We start from the raw sequence: 17,086 nt of genomic DNA, 5'->3' as shown, positions 1-17,086 counted from the left end.
GAAGCGCTCACCATCGTTGCTTTGGCCTGCCCTGTCGAGGCCAAACCGCCCCCGGCAGGCGTCCCGGACAAGGCACATTCGGGGGTTTTGCGCGGCGCTCGGCACTGGTCTAGAACATCGCCATGTCCACTGTACCTGTCACGCTCCCATTCGAGGAACTCGCCGAAGCCATCAAGGGCCGCCGCTCTGATTACGGCCATATCAGCGGGCTCCAGCTCGACCGCTTCGCGCCCGCCGAGGCCTGGTCCAGCCTGCCCTACCGGCCCGTCTTCGTCGGCGACACCGAGACCGGCGTGCTGCACGGCGGTGTCGTCACGGCAATGCTGGACGAGAGCTGCGGCATGGCCGTGCAGCTTGCACTTGACGGCACGCGCGCGATCGCAACCCTGGACTTGCGCATCGACTACCAGAAGCCGGCGACGCCGGGCCTCGACATCAAGGCGCATTCGGTCTGCTACCGCACCACACGCTCGATCGCCTTCGTGCGCTCCACCGCCTATCAGGAGTCGGAGGACGATCCGGTCGCGACCGCCACCGCCTGCTTCATGATCGGCGCCAACCGCACCAACATGCTTGCCGACCGCCGTATGGATGCGCGCAGCATCCCATCGCTGGAGGCTCCTGAGGATCCGGATGGGCCGTTTGCGCGCAGCCCGTTCGCGCGCTGCCTCGGCATCCGCGTTAACGACGACGGCACGCTGACGATGCCGTTCTCGCCGAAGATCATCGGCAATCCGATCCTGCCCGCGATCCATGGCGGCATGACCGGCGCCTTCCTGGAGACCACCGCGGTCGTCGGGGTGGCGCGCGAGCTCGGCACTGCGGCGCCGCCCAAGCCGATCGGCCTCACCGTCAACTATCTGCGCTCCGGCCGTGCCCTCGACACGTTCGCCGACGTCTCGATCGTGAAGCAGGGCCGGCGCATCGTGGCCTTCGAGGCGCGGGCCTGGCAGGATGATGCCACCAAGCCGATCGCCACCGCTTTCGGTCATTTCATGCTGCGCCCGACGCCGGGAAGTGACGACGAATAAGCGGATTTTGACTTGACGGCCGAAGTTCCGGCAACAACGATAGCACGTCCCCGCGAGAGGTATTGGATTGCGGCATCCGCTCGACATCGTCGCCATGTTCGCCGCGCTCTGGCTGCTGGCATCGATGATGCTCGACGCGCTGACGCCGAAGGATCTGACGGCGGTGACGATCGCCGTCGCGATCGGACCCGCGATCGTCATCACGGCCGTGTTCTACCATTTGCGCTGCCCGCGCATGGATTTTGCCGTGGTGTTTGCCGCGCTGTGGCTGATCTCGGACATCGCCATCGCCTTCGTCGCAGCGAAGCAGTTGCCGCCTTTCCTGATCGGGCTCGGCTTTTTGCCGGCTCTGCTGGTCGGCGCCGTGCTGCACTGGCGACGCTTCCAGAACCGCCATGATCGGCTGGCCACGCCATCGGTGAAGCGCGGCTGAGGCCGCGCGCTCGGTGTTCACCACTCCCCGTTGGGGAGAGGTGAACCAAACCACCTCAGCCGAAATCAGCGCGGCAAGAGGTTCGTCTTTGCGAGATCGAGCACCTCGTCGCCGCGACCGTTCATCACCGCACGCAGGATCCAGAGGCTGAAACCTTTGACCTGCTCGGCGGTGATGGTCGGCGGCATCGACAGCTCCTGCTTGGCGGTGACGACGTCGAGCAACGCCGGCCCATTGTGCGCCAGCATCTCCTTCATCGCGCCGGGGAGCTCGCCGGGATCCTCGACGCGTTTCGCGAAGATACCCATCGCGCGCGCCATCGCGGCGAAGTCGGGGTTCTCCAGATCGACACCGGTGTCGACGAACCCCGCCGCCTTCATCTCCAGCGCGACGAAGCCCAGCACGCCGTTGTTGAAGACGACGACCTTCACCGGCAGCTTCATCTGCGTCAGCGTGATGAGGTCGCCCATCAGCATGGTGAAGCCGCCGTCGCCGGAGAGCGAGATGACCTGGCGGCCGGGCTGTGCGGCCTGCGCGCCGATCGCCTGCGGCATCGCATTGGCCATCGAGCCGTGCACGAAGGAGCCGATCAGCCGGCGGCGGCCGTTCATGTCGAGATAGCGCGCGGCCCACACGGTCGGCGTGCCGACGTCGGCGGTGAACACGGCATCGTCGGACGCATGGTCGCTGATGACCTTTGCGAGATATTGCGGATGGATCGGCTTGGCGCCCGGCGTGCCCCTGGCGAGCGAGTCGAGGCCTTCGCGGGCCTTCTTGTAGTGCGCGACTGCGTCGTCGAGATGCTTGCGCCGCGTCTTGGTCTTGAGCAGCGGCAGCAGCGCCTCGATGGTGAGCTTGACGTCGCCGACGAGGCCGAGATCGATCTTGCAACGCCGGCCGAGATTTTCGGGACGGAGGTCGATCTGCGCGACCTGGCAGTCGGTCGGGAAGAACTGCTTGTACGGAAAATCGGTGCCGAGCATCACCAGCGCGTCGCAGGCGTGCATGGCGGCATAGCCCGAGGAGAAGCCGATGAAGCCGGTCATGCCGACGTCGTAAGGGTTGTCGTACTCCACATGCTCCTTGCCGCCGAGCGCATGCACGATCGGGCTCTTCAGAGCTTCCGCCAGCTGCATCAGCGGCGCATGCGCCCCGGCGCAGCCTCGGCCGCAGAACAGGGTGATGCGCTCGGCACCGTTCAGGAGGTCCGCCAGCGCCTTGAGCTCATCGGCCTCCGGCACGACCTCCGGCGCCGACAAGGCAAGGCCGCGCGCCGTCGACAGCGCCCGCTTCGGGGGACTGCGGAAGGCGACGTCGCCGGGCATGGCAACCACGGCAACGCCGCGCAAGCCCACCGCGGCGCGAATCGCATTCTCCAGCACGTAGGGAAGCTGGCTCGAATCCGAGACCAGCTCGCAATAATGGCTGCACTCGCGGAACAGGTTCTGCGGATGGGTCTCCTGGAAATAGCCGCCGCCGATTTCGGCGGTGGGGATCTGCGCCGCAATCGCCAGCACCGGAACGCGGCTGCGGTGCGCATCGAACAGCCCGTTGATCAGATGCAGATTGCCCGGGCCGCAGGAACCGGCGCAGACTGCGAGGCTCCCGGTCATCTCCGCTTCGCCGGCCGCTGCAAACGCTGCAACCTCCTCGTGCCGGACGTGGATCCACTCGATGGTGCCGCGACGGCGCAGCGCTTCGGTCAGCGCATTCAGACTGTCGCCGACGATGCCGTAGATGCGCTTGACGCCGGCCTGTTCGAGCGTTGCCACGAAAAGATCGGCTACGTTGTTGATCGCCATGTCGGTCTCCTGCTCCAGCCAGTCGCATGTCTACGATGCACAAACATCGGTTGCGACACCGCGAGGGACAATAAGCTATGACACGCTCATGGCTTGTCTGTTCCGGCTCAATTTTTCGCAATTGCCCGATCGTAGGCCGCAACTGTGACCTTCGCGCGAGCTGCGACATCCGCCGCCGTCATGCCGGGCTTGTAGAGGCTGGAGCCGAGGCCGAACGCCGTCACGCCGCCCTTGATGTACTCCGCGAAGTTCTGGTCGGAGACGCCGCCGACGGCGGCGATCATCACGCCTGATGGCAGCACGGCCCTGATTGCGGCGATGCCGGAGGCGCCGAGCACGCTCGCCGGAAAGAACTTCAGGCTCGACGCACCCGAGCGCGCGGCAAGCAGCGCCTCGGTCGGCGAGAACACGCCGGGCATCGTCACCATGCCGTGCTGATGCGCGCGCGCGAGCACCTCGGTATCGACATTGGGCGAGACCATGAGCTTGCCGCCGACGTCGTTGAGACGATCGACATCTACCGTGGTCAGCACCGTGCCGGCGCCGATCAACACGCCTGATGGCGCCTGCTTCACCGCCATCGCGATGGAGCGGAACGGATCGGGCGAGTTCAAGGGAATCTCGATCGCGGTCATGCCGGCTTCGATCAGCACGCCGACAATGGCCTCGGTCTCCTCGGGCTTGACGCCGCGCAAGATCGCGACCAGCGGCCGTTTCATCGGCGGAAAAGGAACGCTCATCTCAAGAATCCTTCTACTTCGTCCAGATCGCGGCAGCCGCCATCGACAAACCGCGGCGGACGGCTTCATCCGCATCGACTGGCCTTGCGGTCATCGATAACGCCTCGAAAGCCAGCCGGTACAACACGGCGAGCCGTCCCGAGGCAATCAGCATGACACCCGCTTGCGGCACGGTGCCGGAGAGCCCTGCCGCCAGCTCGACACCGATCAACGTGCCCGAAAGCGTCTCGCGCGCGGCGGCCGGCGTGCCGCCGAACAGAAGCTGCCGCGACCGCGCACCGAACAGGAGATTGCCCGCGAAGGCCGGCGCCTCATACGCGGCGTTCACTGCCGCCTTGAAGCTCGCGACATCCTCGGCGTCGTCTGCGCCGGCGACCGCGAGCGACAGGATCGTCTCACGCGAGACAGCACTGAACAGCTCGCCGGTCATGAAGGTGGAGAAATGCGCGACCGTGCCGTCCTTCACGCGAACCCATTTCGAATGCGTGCCGGGCATGCAGACCAGCGCCTCGCCCGCGGCATCGAGGCCGAGCGCGCCGAGCAGTTGCGTCTCCTCGCCGCGCATGACATCCGGCGCCTTCGGGTCGCGCTGCGCGATGCCCGGCAGGATCCGGATATCGCGCGCCTCGCCTGGCACACGCACCGCCTGCTTCAGAATGGCAGAGAGCGGAGCCGGCGCGTCGACATAGCCGGCCTCGACCCAGCCGGTGCGGGCACCGGCCATGCCGCAAACCAGCACCGGCAGATGATCCGGCGCTTCGACCGCCGCAAGATGCGATCGCAGCACCGCCGGGAAGCCGGCCTTCGCCGCCGCCAGCATGCCCTCGCCGCTGCGACGCTCGGTCAGCACCTGGCCGGCGCGGTCGATCAGCCAGAGCCGGAAGCTGCTGGTGCCCCAGTCCACCGCGACATAAGCGGGTTCGGTCATGTCAGGCCTCGTCCTCGTCTCACGGCTAAGACGCCGTCTCGCGACAAATGAGACGATGTCTTGCAGACTCCCGTCGAGATACCGGCTATTGCGCGGGCAAACCAGCGCTTTCTCTCCAATTTGAGGCTCCGACGCGCTGGCACACCGCTTGCTGAAGAACCGCTTGCTGAAGACTGGTCGCTCAACTCCGTCAACGCGCGACAAGACGCGTCAACATCAGATGAGGAAACCCATGGAGATCGGCTATTTCACGATGCCTTCGCATCCGCCGGAGTGCGGGTTGAAGGAAGGACACGATTGGGATCTGCAGGTTCTGCGCTGGCTCGACGAGCTCGGCTATCAGGAAGCCTGGATCGGCGAGCATCACACCGCGCCCTGGGAACCCAATCCCACGCCGGACCTGCTGATCGCGCAGGCGCTGATGCAGACCAAAAAACTTCGCATCGGACCGGGCGGCTTCCTGCTGCCCTATCACCACCCGGCCGAGCTCGCCAACCGCGTCGCCATGCTCGACCATCTCTCCGAGGGCCGGCTCAATTTCGGCGTCGCCGCATCCGGCCTGCCGAGCGACTGGGCGATGTTCAACGTCGACGGCATGAGCGGGCAGAACCGCGACATGACCCGCGAGGCGCTGGAGATCATCCTGAAGATGTGGAGCGATCCCGCGCCCTGGACCTACAAAGGCAAGTTCTGGACGGTCTCCAAGCCGGACACGATGTTCGACTTCCTCAAGCCCCACATCAAGCCGCTGCAGGCGCCGCATCCGCCGATCGGCGTCGCTGGCCTGTCGAAGAACTCGGACACGCTGAAGCTTGCGGGCGAGCGCGGCTTCATTCCGATGAGCCTCAACCTCAACCCGGCCTATGTCGGCAGCCACTGGGACTCCGTCGAGATCGGGGCCGCCAAGACGGGGCGCAAGCCGAACCGGCAGGACTGGCGGCTGGTGCGCGAGGTATTCGTTGCCGACACCGACGAGGAGGCCTGGAAGCTCTCGACCGGCGACATGATGGGCCGGATGATGAGCGAGTACTTCCTGCCGCTGCTCGGCCATTTCGGCTTCAAGGACTATCTGAAGCACGCGCCCGACGTGCCCGACAGCGACGTCACCGTCGAATATTGCGCCAAGCGGAACTGGATCGTCGGCTCGCCCGCGACGGTCGCCGAGAAGATCGAGAAGATCTACGACGAGGTCGGCGGCTTCGGCGTGCTCTGCGTGTTCGGCTTCGATTACAAGCACAAGCCGGAAGCCTGGCACCACTCGCTCTCGCTGCTGAAGAACGAGGTGATGCCGCGCCTTGCGCATCTCGGCTCGGCGAAGAAGGCGGCTTGACCGCCTGCGGGTGTGGCGCGATCGTGCCGCACCCGTATTCATTTCGGAGATTTCCGCGTGACGGTCGATGCCAAGGACTTCAAGCAGGCGATGCGCCAATGCGCCGGCGCCGTCGCGTTGGTGACGGTGGGTGCCGAGCACGGCAAGCGCACAGGCCTGACAGTGACCTCGGCCTGCTCGCTGTCGGACTCGCCGCCCTCGCTGATCGTCTGCGTCAATCGCAACGCCAGCGCCCATACGCGCATCCGCGAGGAAGGCGCGTTTGCGATCAACTTCCTGAATGAGGATCACGCGCTGCTCGCGCTGACCTTCAGCGGCCAGAAGGGCGTCAACGGCGACGACCGTTTCGCCTTCGGGCAGTGGACGCGTGGGACAACCGGCGCGCCGGTGCTGACCGACGCGGTCGCCGCGTTCGATTGCGTGCTGGCGCAGGAGTTCGAGACCAGGACGCATTCGATCTTCGTGGGCGAGGTGCGCGACGTCTCGCATTCGGCCATGGCGACGCCGCTCGTGTACTTGCGCAGCAACTTCCATACGCCGCGGGAGATGCGCGAGGGCGTGACGATCGGCGACGTCGACGCGCGGCATCTGAGCTGGACGGATTTCTCGTAGTGGCGGCCCTCTTCCTTTCTCCCCTTGTGGGGAGAAGGTGGCGCGAAGCGCCGGATGAGGGGTATCTCTCCGCGTATTGAAACGAGAATTGGACTCGCGGAGAGAGACCCCTCACCCGTCTCACCGCTGCGCGTCGAGCCACCCTCTCCCACAAGGGGAGATGGGAAGAAAGACGCCCCTTCGCGAACTGATAGCGACCTACTGCGCCGTCGCGATCTTCAACTGCTTGATCTTGCGATACAGCGTGGCGCGGCTGAGCTTCAGCGCACGCGCCGCCTCCGTCACGCGGCCGCCGTGCTTGCGCAGGGCTTCGGCGATCGTCCCGCGTTCGGCGGCCACGAGATCGGGCTCCGCCGCCCGTCCACCGAACGGCGGCAGATCAAGATCGGCATCCGTGATCACACCGTCTTCCGCGGTGCAGCCGGCGAGCCGCAGCACGTGACGGAGCTGGCGCATGTTGCCGGGGAACGGATAGGCCGCGAGCTGTGACCAGGCCTCGTCCGACAGGCGACAATTCGGCGCTTCCTCGCGGGCGATCTGGCGAATGACATCGTCGCGGTCCGCGCGCTCGCGCAGCGCCGGCAGCCGCACCTCGATGCCGCGCAGGCGGAAGTAGAGATCGGCGCGGAACGCGCCCTGCTCCGCCATGCGGCCGAGATCGCGATGCGTGGCGCTGATCAGGCGGATGTCGACGGCGACGGGCTTGAGCGCTCCGAGCGGCCAGACCTCGCGGTTTTCCAGAACGCGCAACAGGCGCGTCTGCAAGCCGATCGGCATGTCGCCGATCTCGTCGAGGAACAGCGTGCCGCGATCGGCCTGCACGATCAGGCCCTTCGAACCGTCGCGCCGGGCGCCGGTGAAGGCGCCGGCCTCGTAGCCGAACAGCTCGGCGTCGATCAGGCTCTCCGGCATCGCCGCGCAATTCAGCGCGACATAGTTGTGACGCGCCCGGTTGCTGGCGGCGTGAATGGCGCGCGCGAATACATCCTTGCCGACACCGGTCTCGCCATGCAGCAGCACCGGCAGATTGTGATCCCCGATGCGCCTGAGCCGGTTCACGCTCTTGATCAGGCCGGGATCGCGGCCGGCGAGCCGATGCATTGCATCGAAGCGATCGACAGGCGCATCGCGGCGCGGCGCAAGCGGGCGCGCCCTCTTGCGCAGCGGCGGCGCGACATGGACCTGGCCCAGGGCACTGCCGTCGGCACGGCGCAGCCGAACAACATCGTCCGCGCCACACGCGGCTTGATGGTCGAGCTCGAGGTAGCGCGACAGATCAATGCCGGAGGCGATCATGCCGTCGGTGAGGCCCAGCAGCAGACGCGCGGAACGGCTGGCGCCGATGATGCGACGGTCGTCGTCATAGGCGATGAGGCCGCTGCCGCCGTTGCCGGGCACGGTGGCGATCCAGGCGTTGTGGAAATAGCCACGGAAGATCGCTCCCTCCATCCGCCGCGTCGCCTCCATGGTCACAGCCAGCGCAAGCTGGTGCGCGGTACGTTCGAGATCCTCCCGGCAGGAGGTGATGTTCACCGCACCTGCGAGACGTCCGGCCTGGTCGAACAGCGGCGCCACGGCACAGGAGAACATGTGCCACTGCGCGCGAAAATGCTCGTCGCGATGCACCAGGATCGGCTTCTCCTCCGCGAGCGCGGTCCCGAGTCCATTCGTGCCCTCGAAGGTCTCGGCGAAGTTCGAGCCGGTGTAGATCTTCCAGTCCAGAAACATCTTTGCATCGGCTTCGCCCGGCAGGCGGCTGAACAGCATGGTCGCGTTCGCATCCGCGAGATTGACGCAGTAGCCGGCGTCGCGCAGCACACGGGCGAGATCGTCGAGCTCGGGCATTGCGAGCCTGATCGTCTGCTCCATCGGTTCGGCGGCGTGCCGGATTTCGGCTTCGGTCAGCGTCTGCGGCGGCCCCTGGCGGGCCGGATCGAGCTTGTGACTGACCAGGCAGCGCCGCCAGGAACTAGCGATCCGCGACGAGGCATCGACGTCGGCCAAGCGGTCTGTGACCTGATTGGCGACGGACAAGACACGGGCGACATGGTTCGAGGCCGAAAGGCTGGCCATCGCGGACGTCTCCACCCTGTATTATTGTGCAAAGTCTGGCACCACGGGCGGGGATGTCAATCGGGAACCGGGAACGGAGGCATGGCGAGCTAATCTCCATGTCGTCATGGCCGGGCTCGTCCCGGGCATGACGATGGGGAAACAACTCGTGTAGATGATCGGAAGCGGCGGTGACGCTCCCAGAATGCTGCACCGCCCTCACCACGTGTCGATGCACGGCCGCTTCTTCGCCGTCCTCGGCTCGGGCTTCGGCACCGATCGCAGGCCCGCCATGATCCATCGCCGGGTCTCGGCGGGGTCGATGACGTTGTCGATCTCGAACACGGAGGCGATCGAGACCGCCTTGCCGTTGGCGTAGAGTTCGGCGACCTTGTTGCGGTAGTAGGTCTCGCGCTCGTCGGGATCGGCAATCGCCTCCATCTCCTTGCGGAAGCCGAGGCGGACATAGCCCTCGAGCCCCATGCCGCCGAACTCGCCGGTCGGCCAGGCCGCGGTGAAGAACGAGGCATGGAAGCCGCCGCCGATCATGGACTGCGCCCCGAGACCATAGCCCTTGCGCAGCACGATGCCGAACAGCGGGACGGTGAGGCTCGCGCCTGTGACGAACATGCGGGAGACGTGGCGCACGATCGCGGTCTTCTCGGCCTCCGGGCCGACCATGAAGCCGGGCGTGTCGCAAAGCGAGACGATCGGCAGATCGAAGGCGTCGCAGAGCTGGAGGAAGCGCGCGGCCTTGTCGCCGGCATCGGCATCGATCGCGCCGCCGAGATGGCGCGGGTTGTTGGCGATCAGGCCGAACGGCTTGCCCTCGATGCGGATCAGCGCGGTGATCATGCCGACGCCGTAGTCGCGGCGCAGCTCCAGCACGGAATCCTTGTCGGCGACGAGGTCGATCACGCTGCGGACGTCGTAGACGCGCAGCCGGTTCTCAGGGATGGCGCGGCGGAGCAGGCGCTGGTCGGCGGCTTCCCAAGACGTAACCGCCCCCTGGAAATAGGACAGGTATTTCTGCGCGACGGACGTCGCCTCCTCCTCGTCCTCGACCAGGATGTCGATGACCCCGTTCGGCGCCTGGAACGAGGCCGGGCCAACCTCGGCCGGGTGATAGACGCCGAGCCCGCCGCCCTCGATCATTGCCGGACCGCCCATGCCGATCGAGGCGTTCTTGGTGGCGATGATGACGTCGCAGCAGCCGAGCATCGCAGCGTTGCCGGCGAAGCAATAGCCGGAGACCACACCAACCACCGGCACGAGGCCCGAGAGCCTTGCGAACTGCACGAAGGACGGACCGTCGAGCCCGGTCATGCCGAGCCGGTCGGTGTCTCCGGGCCGGCCGCCGCCGCCCTCGGCGTAGAACACCAGCGGCACGCGCCAATCCTCCGCGAGCGTCAGCATGCGGTCGATCTTCTTGTGGTTCATATGACCCTGCGTGCCCGCGAGCACGGTGTAATCATAGGCCAGGACGATGCAGCGCCCGCCCTCGGGGCCGAATTTCTCGGCATTCACGGTGGCGACGCCCATGACGAGGCCGTCGGCCGGCGTGTTCTTGATGAGATCGTCGAGCTTGCGCCGGCGGCGCTGTGCCGCGATCGCAAGGCTGCCGTACTCCATGAACGAGCCTTCGTCGACGAGCTGGGCGACGTTCTCGCGCACGGTGCGCTGATTGGTGTTGCGGCGGCGCTCGACGGAGGCCGGGCGGTTCTCGTCGAGCGTATTGGCCTGGCGCGCGATCAGCTCCGCGAGATCGGGGCGGATGTGGTCCAGATCGATGTCGGCTTCCGCTGCGGTGCTATCAGCCGCAACATCAAGCGGTTCGAGATACAGGATCGGCTCGCCATGCATCAGCGTGACCCCGTCGCCGGCAAGGAGCTTCATGACCCGGCCGCCCTGCTCGGCCATGACGAGATGCTCCATCTTCATGGACTCGATCACGGCAAGCTGCTGGCCGGGGCGCACGATCTCACCTTCCTTGACTTGGATGGTGACGATGGTTCCTTGCAGGGGCGCTGCGACCATCACCGCGCCTTCGGGCACCACTTGCGCGACGTGCGCCTCCGTGCCCTGGGCGCCGCTCCGCTCGGTCGCAGCGAAGTAGAGCGGCTTTGCCGCGCCCTCGGCCGCCCCGACGAGCTTGCCGATATTGCGATCGATGAAATCGGTCGCGATGCGGTTGATTCTGAAGTCCGGATGCGCGAGCACCGCCTGGAGGAAAGCGATGTTGGTGACGACGCCGTCGATCCGGAACTCGCGCAGGGCACGCGAGGCTTTCGCGACCACGTCATGCCAGGCCTCGCCCGGCGTATGGACGATGACCTTTGCCAGCAGCGAGTCGAAGGCCGCACTGGTCTTGTAGCCGGCATAGCCAAAGCTATCGACGCGGACTCCTGGGCCCGACGGCGGCTCGAACACAGCAAGCACCCCGCCAGTCGGATGGGTCGCGCCCGTCTCGTCAAGCGTTTCCATGTTGACGCGAAGCTGCATGGCATAGCCGCGCGGCTTCGGGATCGATCCCTGCGCGAGGCCGAGGGAAGCCAGCGTGCCGCCTGCAGCGACCGCGAGCTGGGCGCGGACGAGATCGAGCCCGAGCACCTCTTCCGTCACGGTGTGCTCGACCTGGAGCCGCGGGTTGGCCTCGATGAAGGCAAAGCTGTCGTTCGCCGTGCCGTCGACCAGGAACTCGAAAGTGCCGAGATTGTCGTATGAGGCCGCCGTCGCAAGCTGCTTCGCCGCCTCGATGATACGACCACGCAAGGCATCGCTCAGCGAGGGGCTCGGCGCCACCTCGATCAGCTTCTGATGGCGACGCTGGATGGTACATTCGCGCTCCCAGAGATGGGAAATCGCACCGTGGCGGTCGCCGATGATCTGCACCTCGATGTGGCGCGCCTGCCGAATCAGCCGCTCGGCATAGACGCCGTCGAAACCGAACGCCGCCCTGGCTTCGGACTGGCAGCGCGCATAGGCTTCCGCGAGATCGGACGCGTTCTCCACCACGCGCATGCCGCGACCGCCGCCGCCGGCCATCGCCTTGATCACGATCGCCGCGTTGCTGCCGAGCGACGCGAAAAAGGCCGTGATCTCCTCGAGACTCGACGGCCCGCTCGTGCCGGCGATGATCGGCACGCCGCAGCGCTTCGCCAGTTGCCGCGCCGCGACCTTGTCGCCGAACAGTTCGAGCGCTGTCGCCTTGGGCCCGACGAACGTGATCCCTGCATCAGAGCAGGCCTTTGCGAAGGCCGCGTTCTCGCTGAGAAAGCCATAGCCGGGATGCACGGCGTCACAGCCCACCGCTTTGACCGCCTTCACCGCGGCGTCGATGTCGAGATAGGCCCGCGCGCCCCGGCCCGGAATTTCGATCGCCTCGTCCGCAACGCGCACATGCAGCGACAGCGCATCGTCCGCAGGATGGATCGCGACCGTCGCGATGCCGGCATCGGCTGCCGCGCGCGCGATGCGAATGGCGATCTCGCCGCGATTGGCGATCAGGAGCTTCTTGAACGACATGATCTCTCTCACTCAGACAGCAGCAGGCAGGATTGGATTGAGGTCCTGCTTCTTCACTTTGCCCGTGGCCGTCAGCGGCAGGGCTTCGATGATGCGGATCTCGGGAACCTTGTAGACGGCCATGCGCTCGGCACACCAGCTGCGCAGGTCTTCCGCAGAGACGCTGCCGACGGCCTCCGGCTTGAGCTGGACAAAGGCGACCGGCACCTGCCCCTTGTCGGGATCGTCGCGGCCGACCACGCCCGAGCCCAGCACCTTCGGATGCTGCCCGAGTAGTGCCTCGATCTCCGGCGGAAAAACGCTCATGCCCTTGACCTTCAGCATCTCCTTGCGGCGGCCGAGGAAGTGCAGGAAACCATCCTTGTCGATGGTGCCGATGTCGCCGGTGCGAAGCCAGCCATCGATCAGAGACTCCGCGGTCGCCTCCGGCTTGTTCCAGTAGCTCTTGAGCAGTGACGGCGTGCGTACGCGGATCTCGCCTTCCGCACCCAGCGGCAACAGCGCGCCGGTCTCGAAATCGGTGATCTTGAACTCGGCACCGGGGACCGGCAGCCCGACGAAGATCGGCTGGTTGTTGAGGTCGAAATCGTCGTCCTGGAAGCCGGCCGTGAAGGTGTTTGAGGTGTGGGTCTCCGTCATGCCCCAGGCCGCTTCCATGAGGATCGTGCCGGTGAGATCCTTCCAGCGCTTGCGATAGTCGGCGTTGAGCTTCTTGACGAAGGAGACCACGCGCACCTGCCTCAACGACGACAGATCGAACTCGCTCCAGCGTGGATGATCCATCAACTCGACCGCGCCGTCGACTGGCATCGCGATGATCGTGACCTTGTATTTGTCGATCGCGGCCATCGCGCCGACGGCATCCCACCGGGCGAGCAGGACCAGCGTCGCGCCGGAGAACAGCGGGAAGATCAGGCCGAAATTCTCGCCCGCGATCCAGAATTCCGGAAAGAACGACAGGAACACGCTGCTCTCGTCGGACAGGACCGAGATGCCGTAGTTGGCCGCGGCCGTGTAGACCATGTCGCGATGGGTGTGGACGCAGCCCTTGGGCATGCCGGTCGTGCCGCCGGTGTAGTTGAGCGCGGCGACATCATCGAGCCCAGGCGGCGGTAGCGGCACAGGAGTCGGCATCGCCGCGAGCGCCGGCAACAGATCGGTCGCGCCTGCGATTGCGACACGCGGCGCGCGGATCGAGTCTGGCGCCGGAAATGCCGGCCTTGCAGGCACGACATCGGCAAAGCTGGTGACGATGATCTCGCGCAGCCGCACCTCGCCCCTGACCTGCTCGACGACCGGCATGAGCTGATCCAGCGCGACGATCACCTCGGCCTGGGTGTCGTTGAGCTCGTAGGACAACTCGAACGCGCGCGACAGCGGGCTGACGGGGACGTGGATCGCGCCAAGCTTCAGGATACCGAAAAACACGATGTGGAACTGCGGGCAGTTCGGCAGGAAGACGGCGACGCGGTCTCCCTTGCGCACGCCTTTGGCCTGCAACAACGCCGCAAAGCGGTCGCTCTGCCGGTCGAGCTCCGCATAGGTCATGACGTGACCGTAGAAGATCACCGCAGGCCTCTCCGGACTTTGCTTCGCCCAGGCGCGCAGATATTCCGTCAGGGGAACTTCGCCGTGCAGATAGTTCGGCGAGCGCGGCATGCCCTTCGGCCAGGCCTTGTCCCACAACCCGCGCAAGGTGGCGAGGTAGTCCTTTTCGTTGAGGCCTGCACTCATGGCGTCTTCCCGTGCTGCTTGTTCTTGATCGCGAGGGACGCAACGTGCCGTCACGCGACCTCGTTACACGTCGAGCACGGCAGAGTTCATGTCAAGGAAAACAGTTTTCCGCAGCACGGCCGATGCCGCGGCGCGGAAAAACCAGACGTTACGCCGCGACGAGGCGAATGATCCGCCGCACGGCTGACGTGATCGGTGCGATGACCGGCACGGTGAAGATCGACTGAAGCTCGCGTGCTGCTTCACCCAGCGGCCCGCCACCGATGATCACCGCCTCCGCTCTGTCCTGCGCAATGCAGGCCTCGACCGCGCCGGCAAGCGCAGTGCGTAACAGCGATGGATCACGCATCAACTCATGCGGATCGCCTTCGGTGAAGCGTGTGCCGGTGTAGTGCGATCGCAATCCCAGCGCGTCCGGCAGTGAATCGATCTTCGCTTTCAGCAGCGGCGTCGTGGTCGCCACGCCGAAGCGCCGGCCGTTCTCCGCAGCTTCCAGCATCGAGGACTCGCCAATGCCGACGGCAGGCAATTTCATCGTCGCCTTGATCCCGGCGAGACCGGGATCGCCGAATGCCGCGACGATGATGCCGTCGCACTCGCCGCTGCGGGCACGTGCGATCTCCTCGACCTCCGGCGCTGCTGCTTCCAGTGCATCCGCCGAGACGATCATCGTGGGCGCACGCGTTGCCGTGGCACCGGCAATGTCGAAGCCATCCGCGGCTGCAGACTTGGCAATCGCCACCATCATCGCGGTGGTCGCCTCGAGGCTGTTCGGATTGATCAGGAGGATACGGCGGCCGGCCATGCTAGCCGCCCGCCCGCGCCCGTGCGCCGATCTCCTGGAAGATCGCGGTGAGCTCGTCGACCTCGTCCTCGCCGTCTTTCGGCCGGATCCGCTGCTCCATCTCCTCGATGTGATGACGCATGGCATGGACCGCGCCGGCCTTGTCGCGGGCGAGGATCAACGCGCCGATGTCGGGATGGGCGTCGGGCGAGCAATCCGGCTCCCCCGGCTGCTCGAAGGTCGCGATCGCCAGCGATGTCCGCAGCATCAGTTCGCGCGACATTTCCAGCAACACGCGGTTGCCGGCGAGCTTGGCGACCAGGATGTGGAACTCGGCCGTCAGCGACAGCGAGGCCCAGCGGTCATTGCGATCGTGACGCGCCTCGCGCTCCATATGCGCCTTCAGCTCCGCCTTGCCGGCTTTGTCCAGCCGGTCGACCGCGGCGCTCACAGCTGCGGTCTCGATGATCCGGCGCGCGGCAAAGATGTCCTGCGCCTCCTCCCAGCTCGGCCGGTACACGAAGGCGCCGCGGTTGGGGATCTGCATCACCACCTTGCGCGAGGCGAGATGGGATAGCGCCTGGCGGATGTGAATCCGTGTGGTACCGAAGGCCGCGGCGAGCTTGTCCTCGCCGAGCTTGGCGCCCGGCTTGAGCCGCTTCTGGCTGATCGCGGTCAGGATGCCCTGGACCACCGGATCGTCGTCGATGCTGCGCGGATCGACGGCCTCCGGCTCCCTGTGTTTCGGCTCGGAGCGCTTCGGCTTGCGCTTGAGGGGACGGGTTCGCTTCATGCATTGCTTCTACAGGATTCTGGAATGCTGCCGGAGCCCATTTTTTATACAAACTGGCTGCTCGACTGTTTACAATATAATCATAATATTGGCGCCAATATTTGGCGCCTAAAAATTGTCGCAATGATCGCAGGGCCTTAGCGGACGAGCCGCGCTGGCACGGCGATTGCTAACCCTCCTCGCGCAGGACAACGCGAAGGATGGAGCTGGCGTTGAGCGATGTACGCGGACTCTCGCTGGATCTGAAGGGCATCGGCCACGCCTTCGGCGCGACCGTTGCGCTGGACGAGATCGATCTCACCGTTGCAGCCGGTGAGTTGATCGCCCTCCTCGGTCCGTCCGGCTGCGGCAAGACCACGATGCTCCAGATCATCGCGGGCTTCCTGCGTCCGTCCCGGGGCGAAGTGCGCTTCGACGGCGCGCGGGTCGAGCATATTCCGGCCAATCGCCGCCGCATCGGCATGGTGTTTCAGAACTATGCGCTGTTTCCGCATCTGACTGTGTTCGAGAACGTCGCCTATGGCCTGCGGGCGCGCAAGACGGCGAAGGACGTGGTCGCGGCAAAGGTCGAGCAGATGCTCGGCCTCGCCCAGATGGCGTCGTTCGCCCGAAGGCTGCCCGGAGAGCTCTCCGGCGGACAGCAGCAGCGCGTCGCGCTGGCGCGGGCGCTTGCGATCGATCCGGGCCTCGTCCTGCTCGACGAACCGTTCTCGGCGCTCGACAAGAATCTGCGCCTCGACATGCAGATCGAGATCAAGAGCCTGCTGAAGACCTTTGGCGTCACCTCCATCATCGTCACGCACGACCAGGAGGAGGCACTGTCGATGGCCGACCGCATCGTCGTGCTGAACAAGGGACGGATCGAGCAGATCGACAGCCCGGACGCGCTCTACGACCGCCCGGCGAGCCTGTTCATCTCGAGCTTCATCGGCCACACCAATCTCCTGCGCGGCACCGTCACCGACGCCGATCGCGTGCAGCTGGACGCCGGGCCCGAGATCGATCTCGGCCGTTCGGCTCAGCGCAGGCGCGGCACACCGGTGACGATCTCGGTCCGGCCTGAAAACATCACGTTCGACGCCGAGCGGCCCGGCGCCATCCCCGTCACGATCCGCGCCACTGTGCCGCTCGGCGCCGTCAGCGTCACCGAGGGCGTCACCGCGAGCGGCGAAGCCGTGAAGATCAGCCAGGCCCGCGCCGCCGGCCTCGCGAAAGCGCAGGCCGGTGACACGGCCTGGCTCGCGATCTCCGATGTCTCGCGCGTCAGCATTTTCAGCACGCCCGTCGACGACGTTTCCAAGCATCAGCAAAGGAGTGTTTGA

The 17,086-nt window shown here is 65.9% G+C and carries 13 protein-coding genes; 5 read left to right on the top strand and 8 right to left on the bottom strand.

What is annotated here, in order from left to right; translation table 11 throughout:
- Positions 1 to 122: 122 nt before the first annotated feature.
- Together ACSHT2_RS26015 and ACSHT2_RS26010 are read left to right on the top strand one after the other, a co-directional pair.
- Positions 123 to 1,031, top strand: a complete 909-nt coding sequence (locus ACSHT2_RS26015) for a PaaI family thioesterase (protein ID WP_440637388.1) — start codon at positions 123 to 125, stop codon at positions 1,029 to 1,031.
- Between the two features lie 67 nt (positions 1,032 to 1,098).
- Positions 1,099 to 1,464, top strand: a complete 366-nt coding sequence (locus ACSHT2_RS26010) for a hypothetical protein (protein ID WP_199751513.1) — start codon at positions 1,099 to 1,101, stop codon at positions 1,462 to 1,464.
- Positions 1,465 to 1,529: 65 nt separating this feature from the next.
- On the opposite strand, the gene poxB is transcribed toward ACSHT2_RS26010, so the two are convergent.
- The 3 genes from poxB to ACSHT2_RS25995 form a co-directional block, all read right to left on the bottom strand.
- The gene (gene poxB, locus ACSHT2_RS26005) at positions 1,530 to 3,266 is read right to left on the bottom strand and encodes a ubiquinone-dependent pyruvate dehydrogenase (RefSeq protein WP_440637387.1); all 1,737 of its coding nucleotides are present in this window, start codon (positions 3,264 to 3,266) and stop codon (positions 1,530 to 1,532) included.
- Between the two features lie 107 nt (positions 3,267 to 3,373).
- On the bottom strand, positions 3,374 to 4,006 hold the full coding sequence (locus ACSHT2_RS26000) for a 2-dehydro-3-deoxy-6-phosphogalactonate aldolase (RefSeq protein WP_440637385.1): 633 nt from the start codon (positions 4,004 to 4,006) through the stop codon (positions 3,374 to 3,376).
- A gap of 13 nt (positions 4,007 to 4,019) precedes the next feature.
- Positions 4,020 to 4,934 (bottom strand): 2-dehydro-3-deoxygalactonokinase, encoded by a 915-nt coding sequence (locus ACSHT2_RS25995; RefSeq protein WP_440637384.1) that lies wholly within the window; start codon positions 4,932 to 4,934, stop codon positions 4,020 to 4,022.
- Positions 4,935 to 5,166: 232 nt separating this feature from the next.
- Here ACSHT2_RS25995 and ACSHT2_RS25990 point away from each other — a divergent pair, with 232 nt between their 5' ends.
- Both ACSHT2_RS25990 and ACSHT2_RS25985 read left to right on the top strand, forming a co-directional pair.
- Positions 5,167 to 6,264, top strand: a complete 1,098-nt coding sequence (locus ACSHT2_RS25990; RefSeq protein ID WP_194391757.1) for an LLM class flavin-dependent oxidoreductase — start codon at positions 5,167 to 5,169, stop codon at positions 6,262 to 6,264.
- A 57-nt stretch (positions 6,265 to 6,321) separates the two neighbouring features.
- Positions 6,322 to 6,876 carry a flavin reductase family protein gene (locus ACSHT2_RS25985; protein WP_440637382.1) on the top strand — a complete coding sequence of 185 codons (555 nt, stop codon included), beginning with the start codon at positions 6,322 to 6,324 and terminating at the stop codon, positions 6,874 to 6,876.
- A 198-nt stretch (positions 6,877 to 7,074) separates the two neighbouring features.
- On the opposite strand, the gene ACSHT2_RS25980 is transcribed toward ACSHT2_RS25985, so the two are convergent.
- The 5 genes from ACSHT2_RS25980 to ACSHT2_RS25960 form a co-directional block, all read right to left on the bottom strand.
- Positions 7,075 to 8,949 (bottom strand): sigma-54-dependent Fis family transcriptional regulator, encoded by a 1,875-nt coding sequence (locus ACSHT2_RS25980; protein WP_440637380.1) that lies wholly within the window; start codon positions 8,947 to 8,949, stop codon positions 7,075 to 7,077.
- 198 nt (positions 8,950 to 9,147) lie between these two features.
- Positions 9,148 to 12,453, bottom strand: a complete 3,306-nt coding sequence (locus ACSHT2_RS25975) for a carboxyl transferase domain-containing protein (protein ID WP_440637379.1) — start codon at positions 12,451 to 12,453, stop codon at positions 9,148 to 9,150.
- Positions 12,454 to 12,465: 12 nt separating this feature from the next.
- Positions 12,466 to 14,187, bottom strand: coding sequence for an AMP-binding protein (locus ACSHT2_RS25970; protein WP_440637378.1), 1,722 nt, complete (start codon positions 14,185 to 14,187; stop codon positions 12,466 to 12,468).
- A gap of 148 nt (positions 14,188 to 14,335) precedes the next feature.
- Entirely contained in the window at positions 14,336 to 14,992 is a 657-nt protein-coding gene (locus ACSHT2_RS25965) for an aspartate/glutamate racemase family protein (protein WP_440637377.1), read from the bottom strand.
- 1 nt (position 14,993) lies between these two features.
- The gene (locus ACSHT2_RS25960) at positions 14,994 to 15,764 is read right to left on the bottom strand and encodes a GntR family transcriptional regulator (RefSeq protein WP_440637375.1); all 771 of its coding nucleotides are present in this window, start codon (positions 15,762 to 15,764) and stop codon (positions 14,994 to 14,996) included.
- 200 nt (positions 15,765 to 15,964) lie between these two features.
- Between ACSHT2_RS25960 and ACSHT2_RS25955 the strand changes: the two genes are divergently transcribed.
- A complete protein-coding gene (locus ACSHT2_RS25955) occupies positions 15,965 to 17,086 on the top strand; it encodes an ABC transporter ATP-binding protein (RefSeq protein WP_440637374.1) in 1,122 nt (373 codons plus the stop codon).

It is taken from the genome of Bradyrhizobium sp. PUT101 (assembly GCF_052043945.1).
GTDB lineage: Bacteria > Pseudomonadota > Alphaproteobacteria > Rhizobiales > Xanthobacteraceae > Bradyrhizobium.
This window is presented reverse-complemented; position numbering and strand designations above follow the sequence as displayed.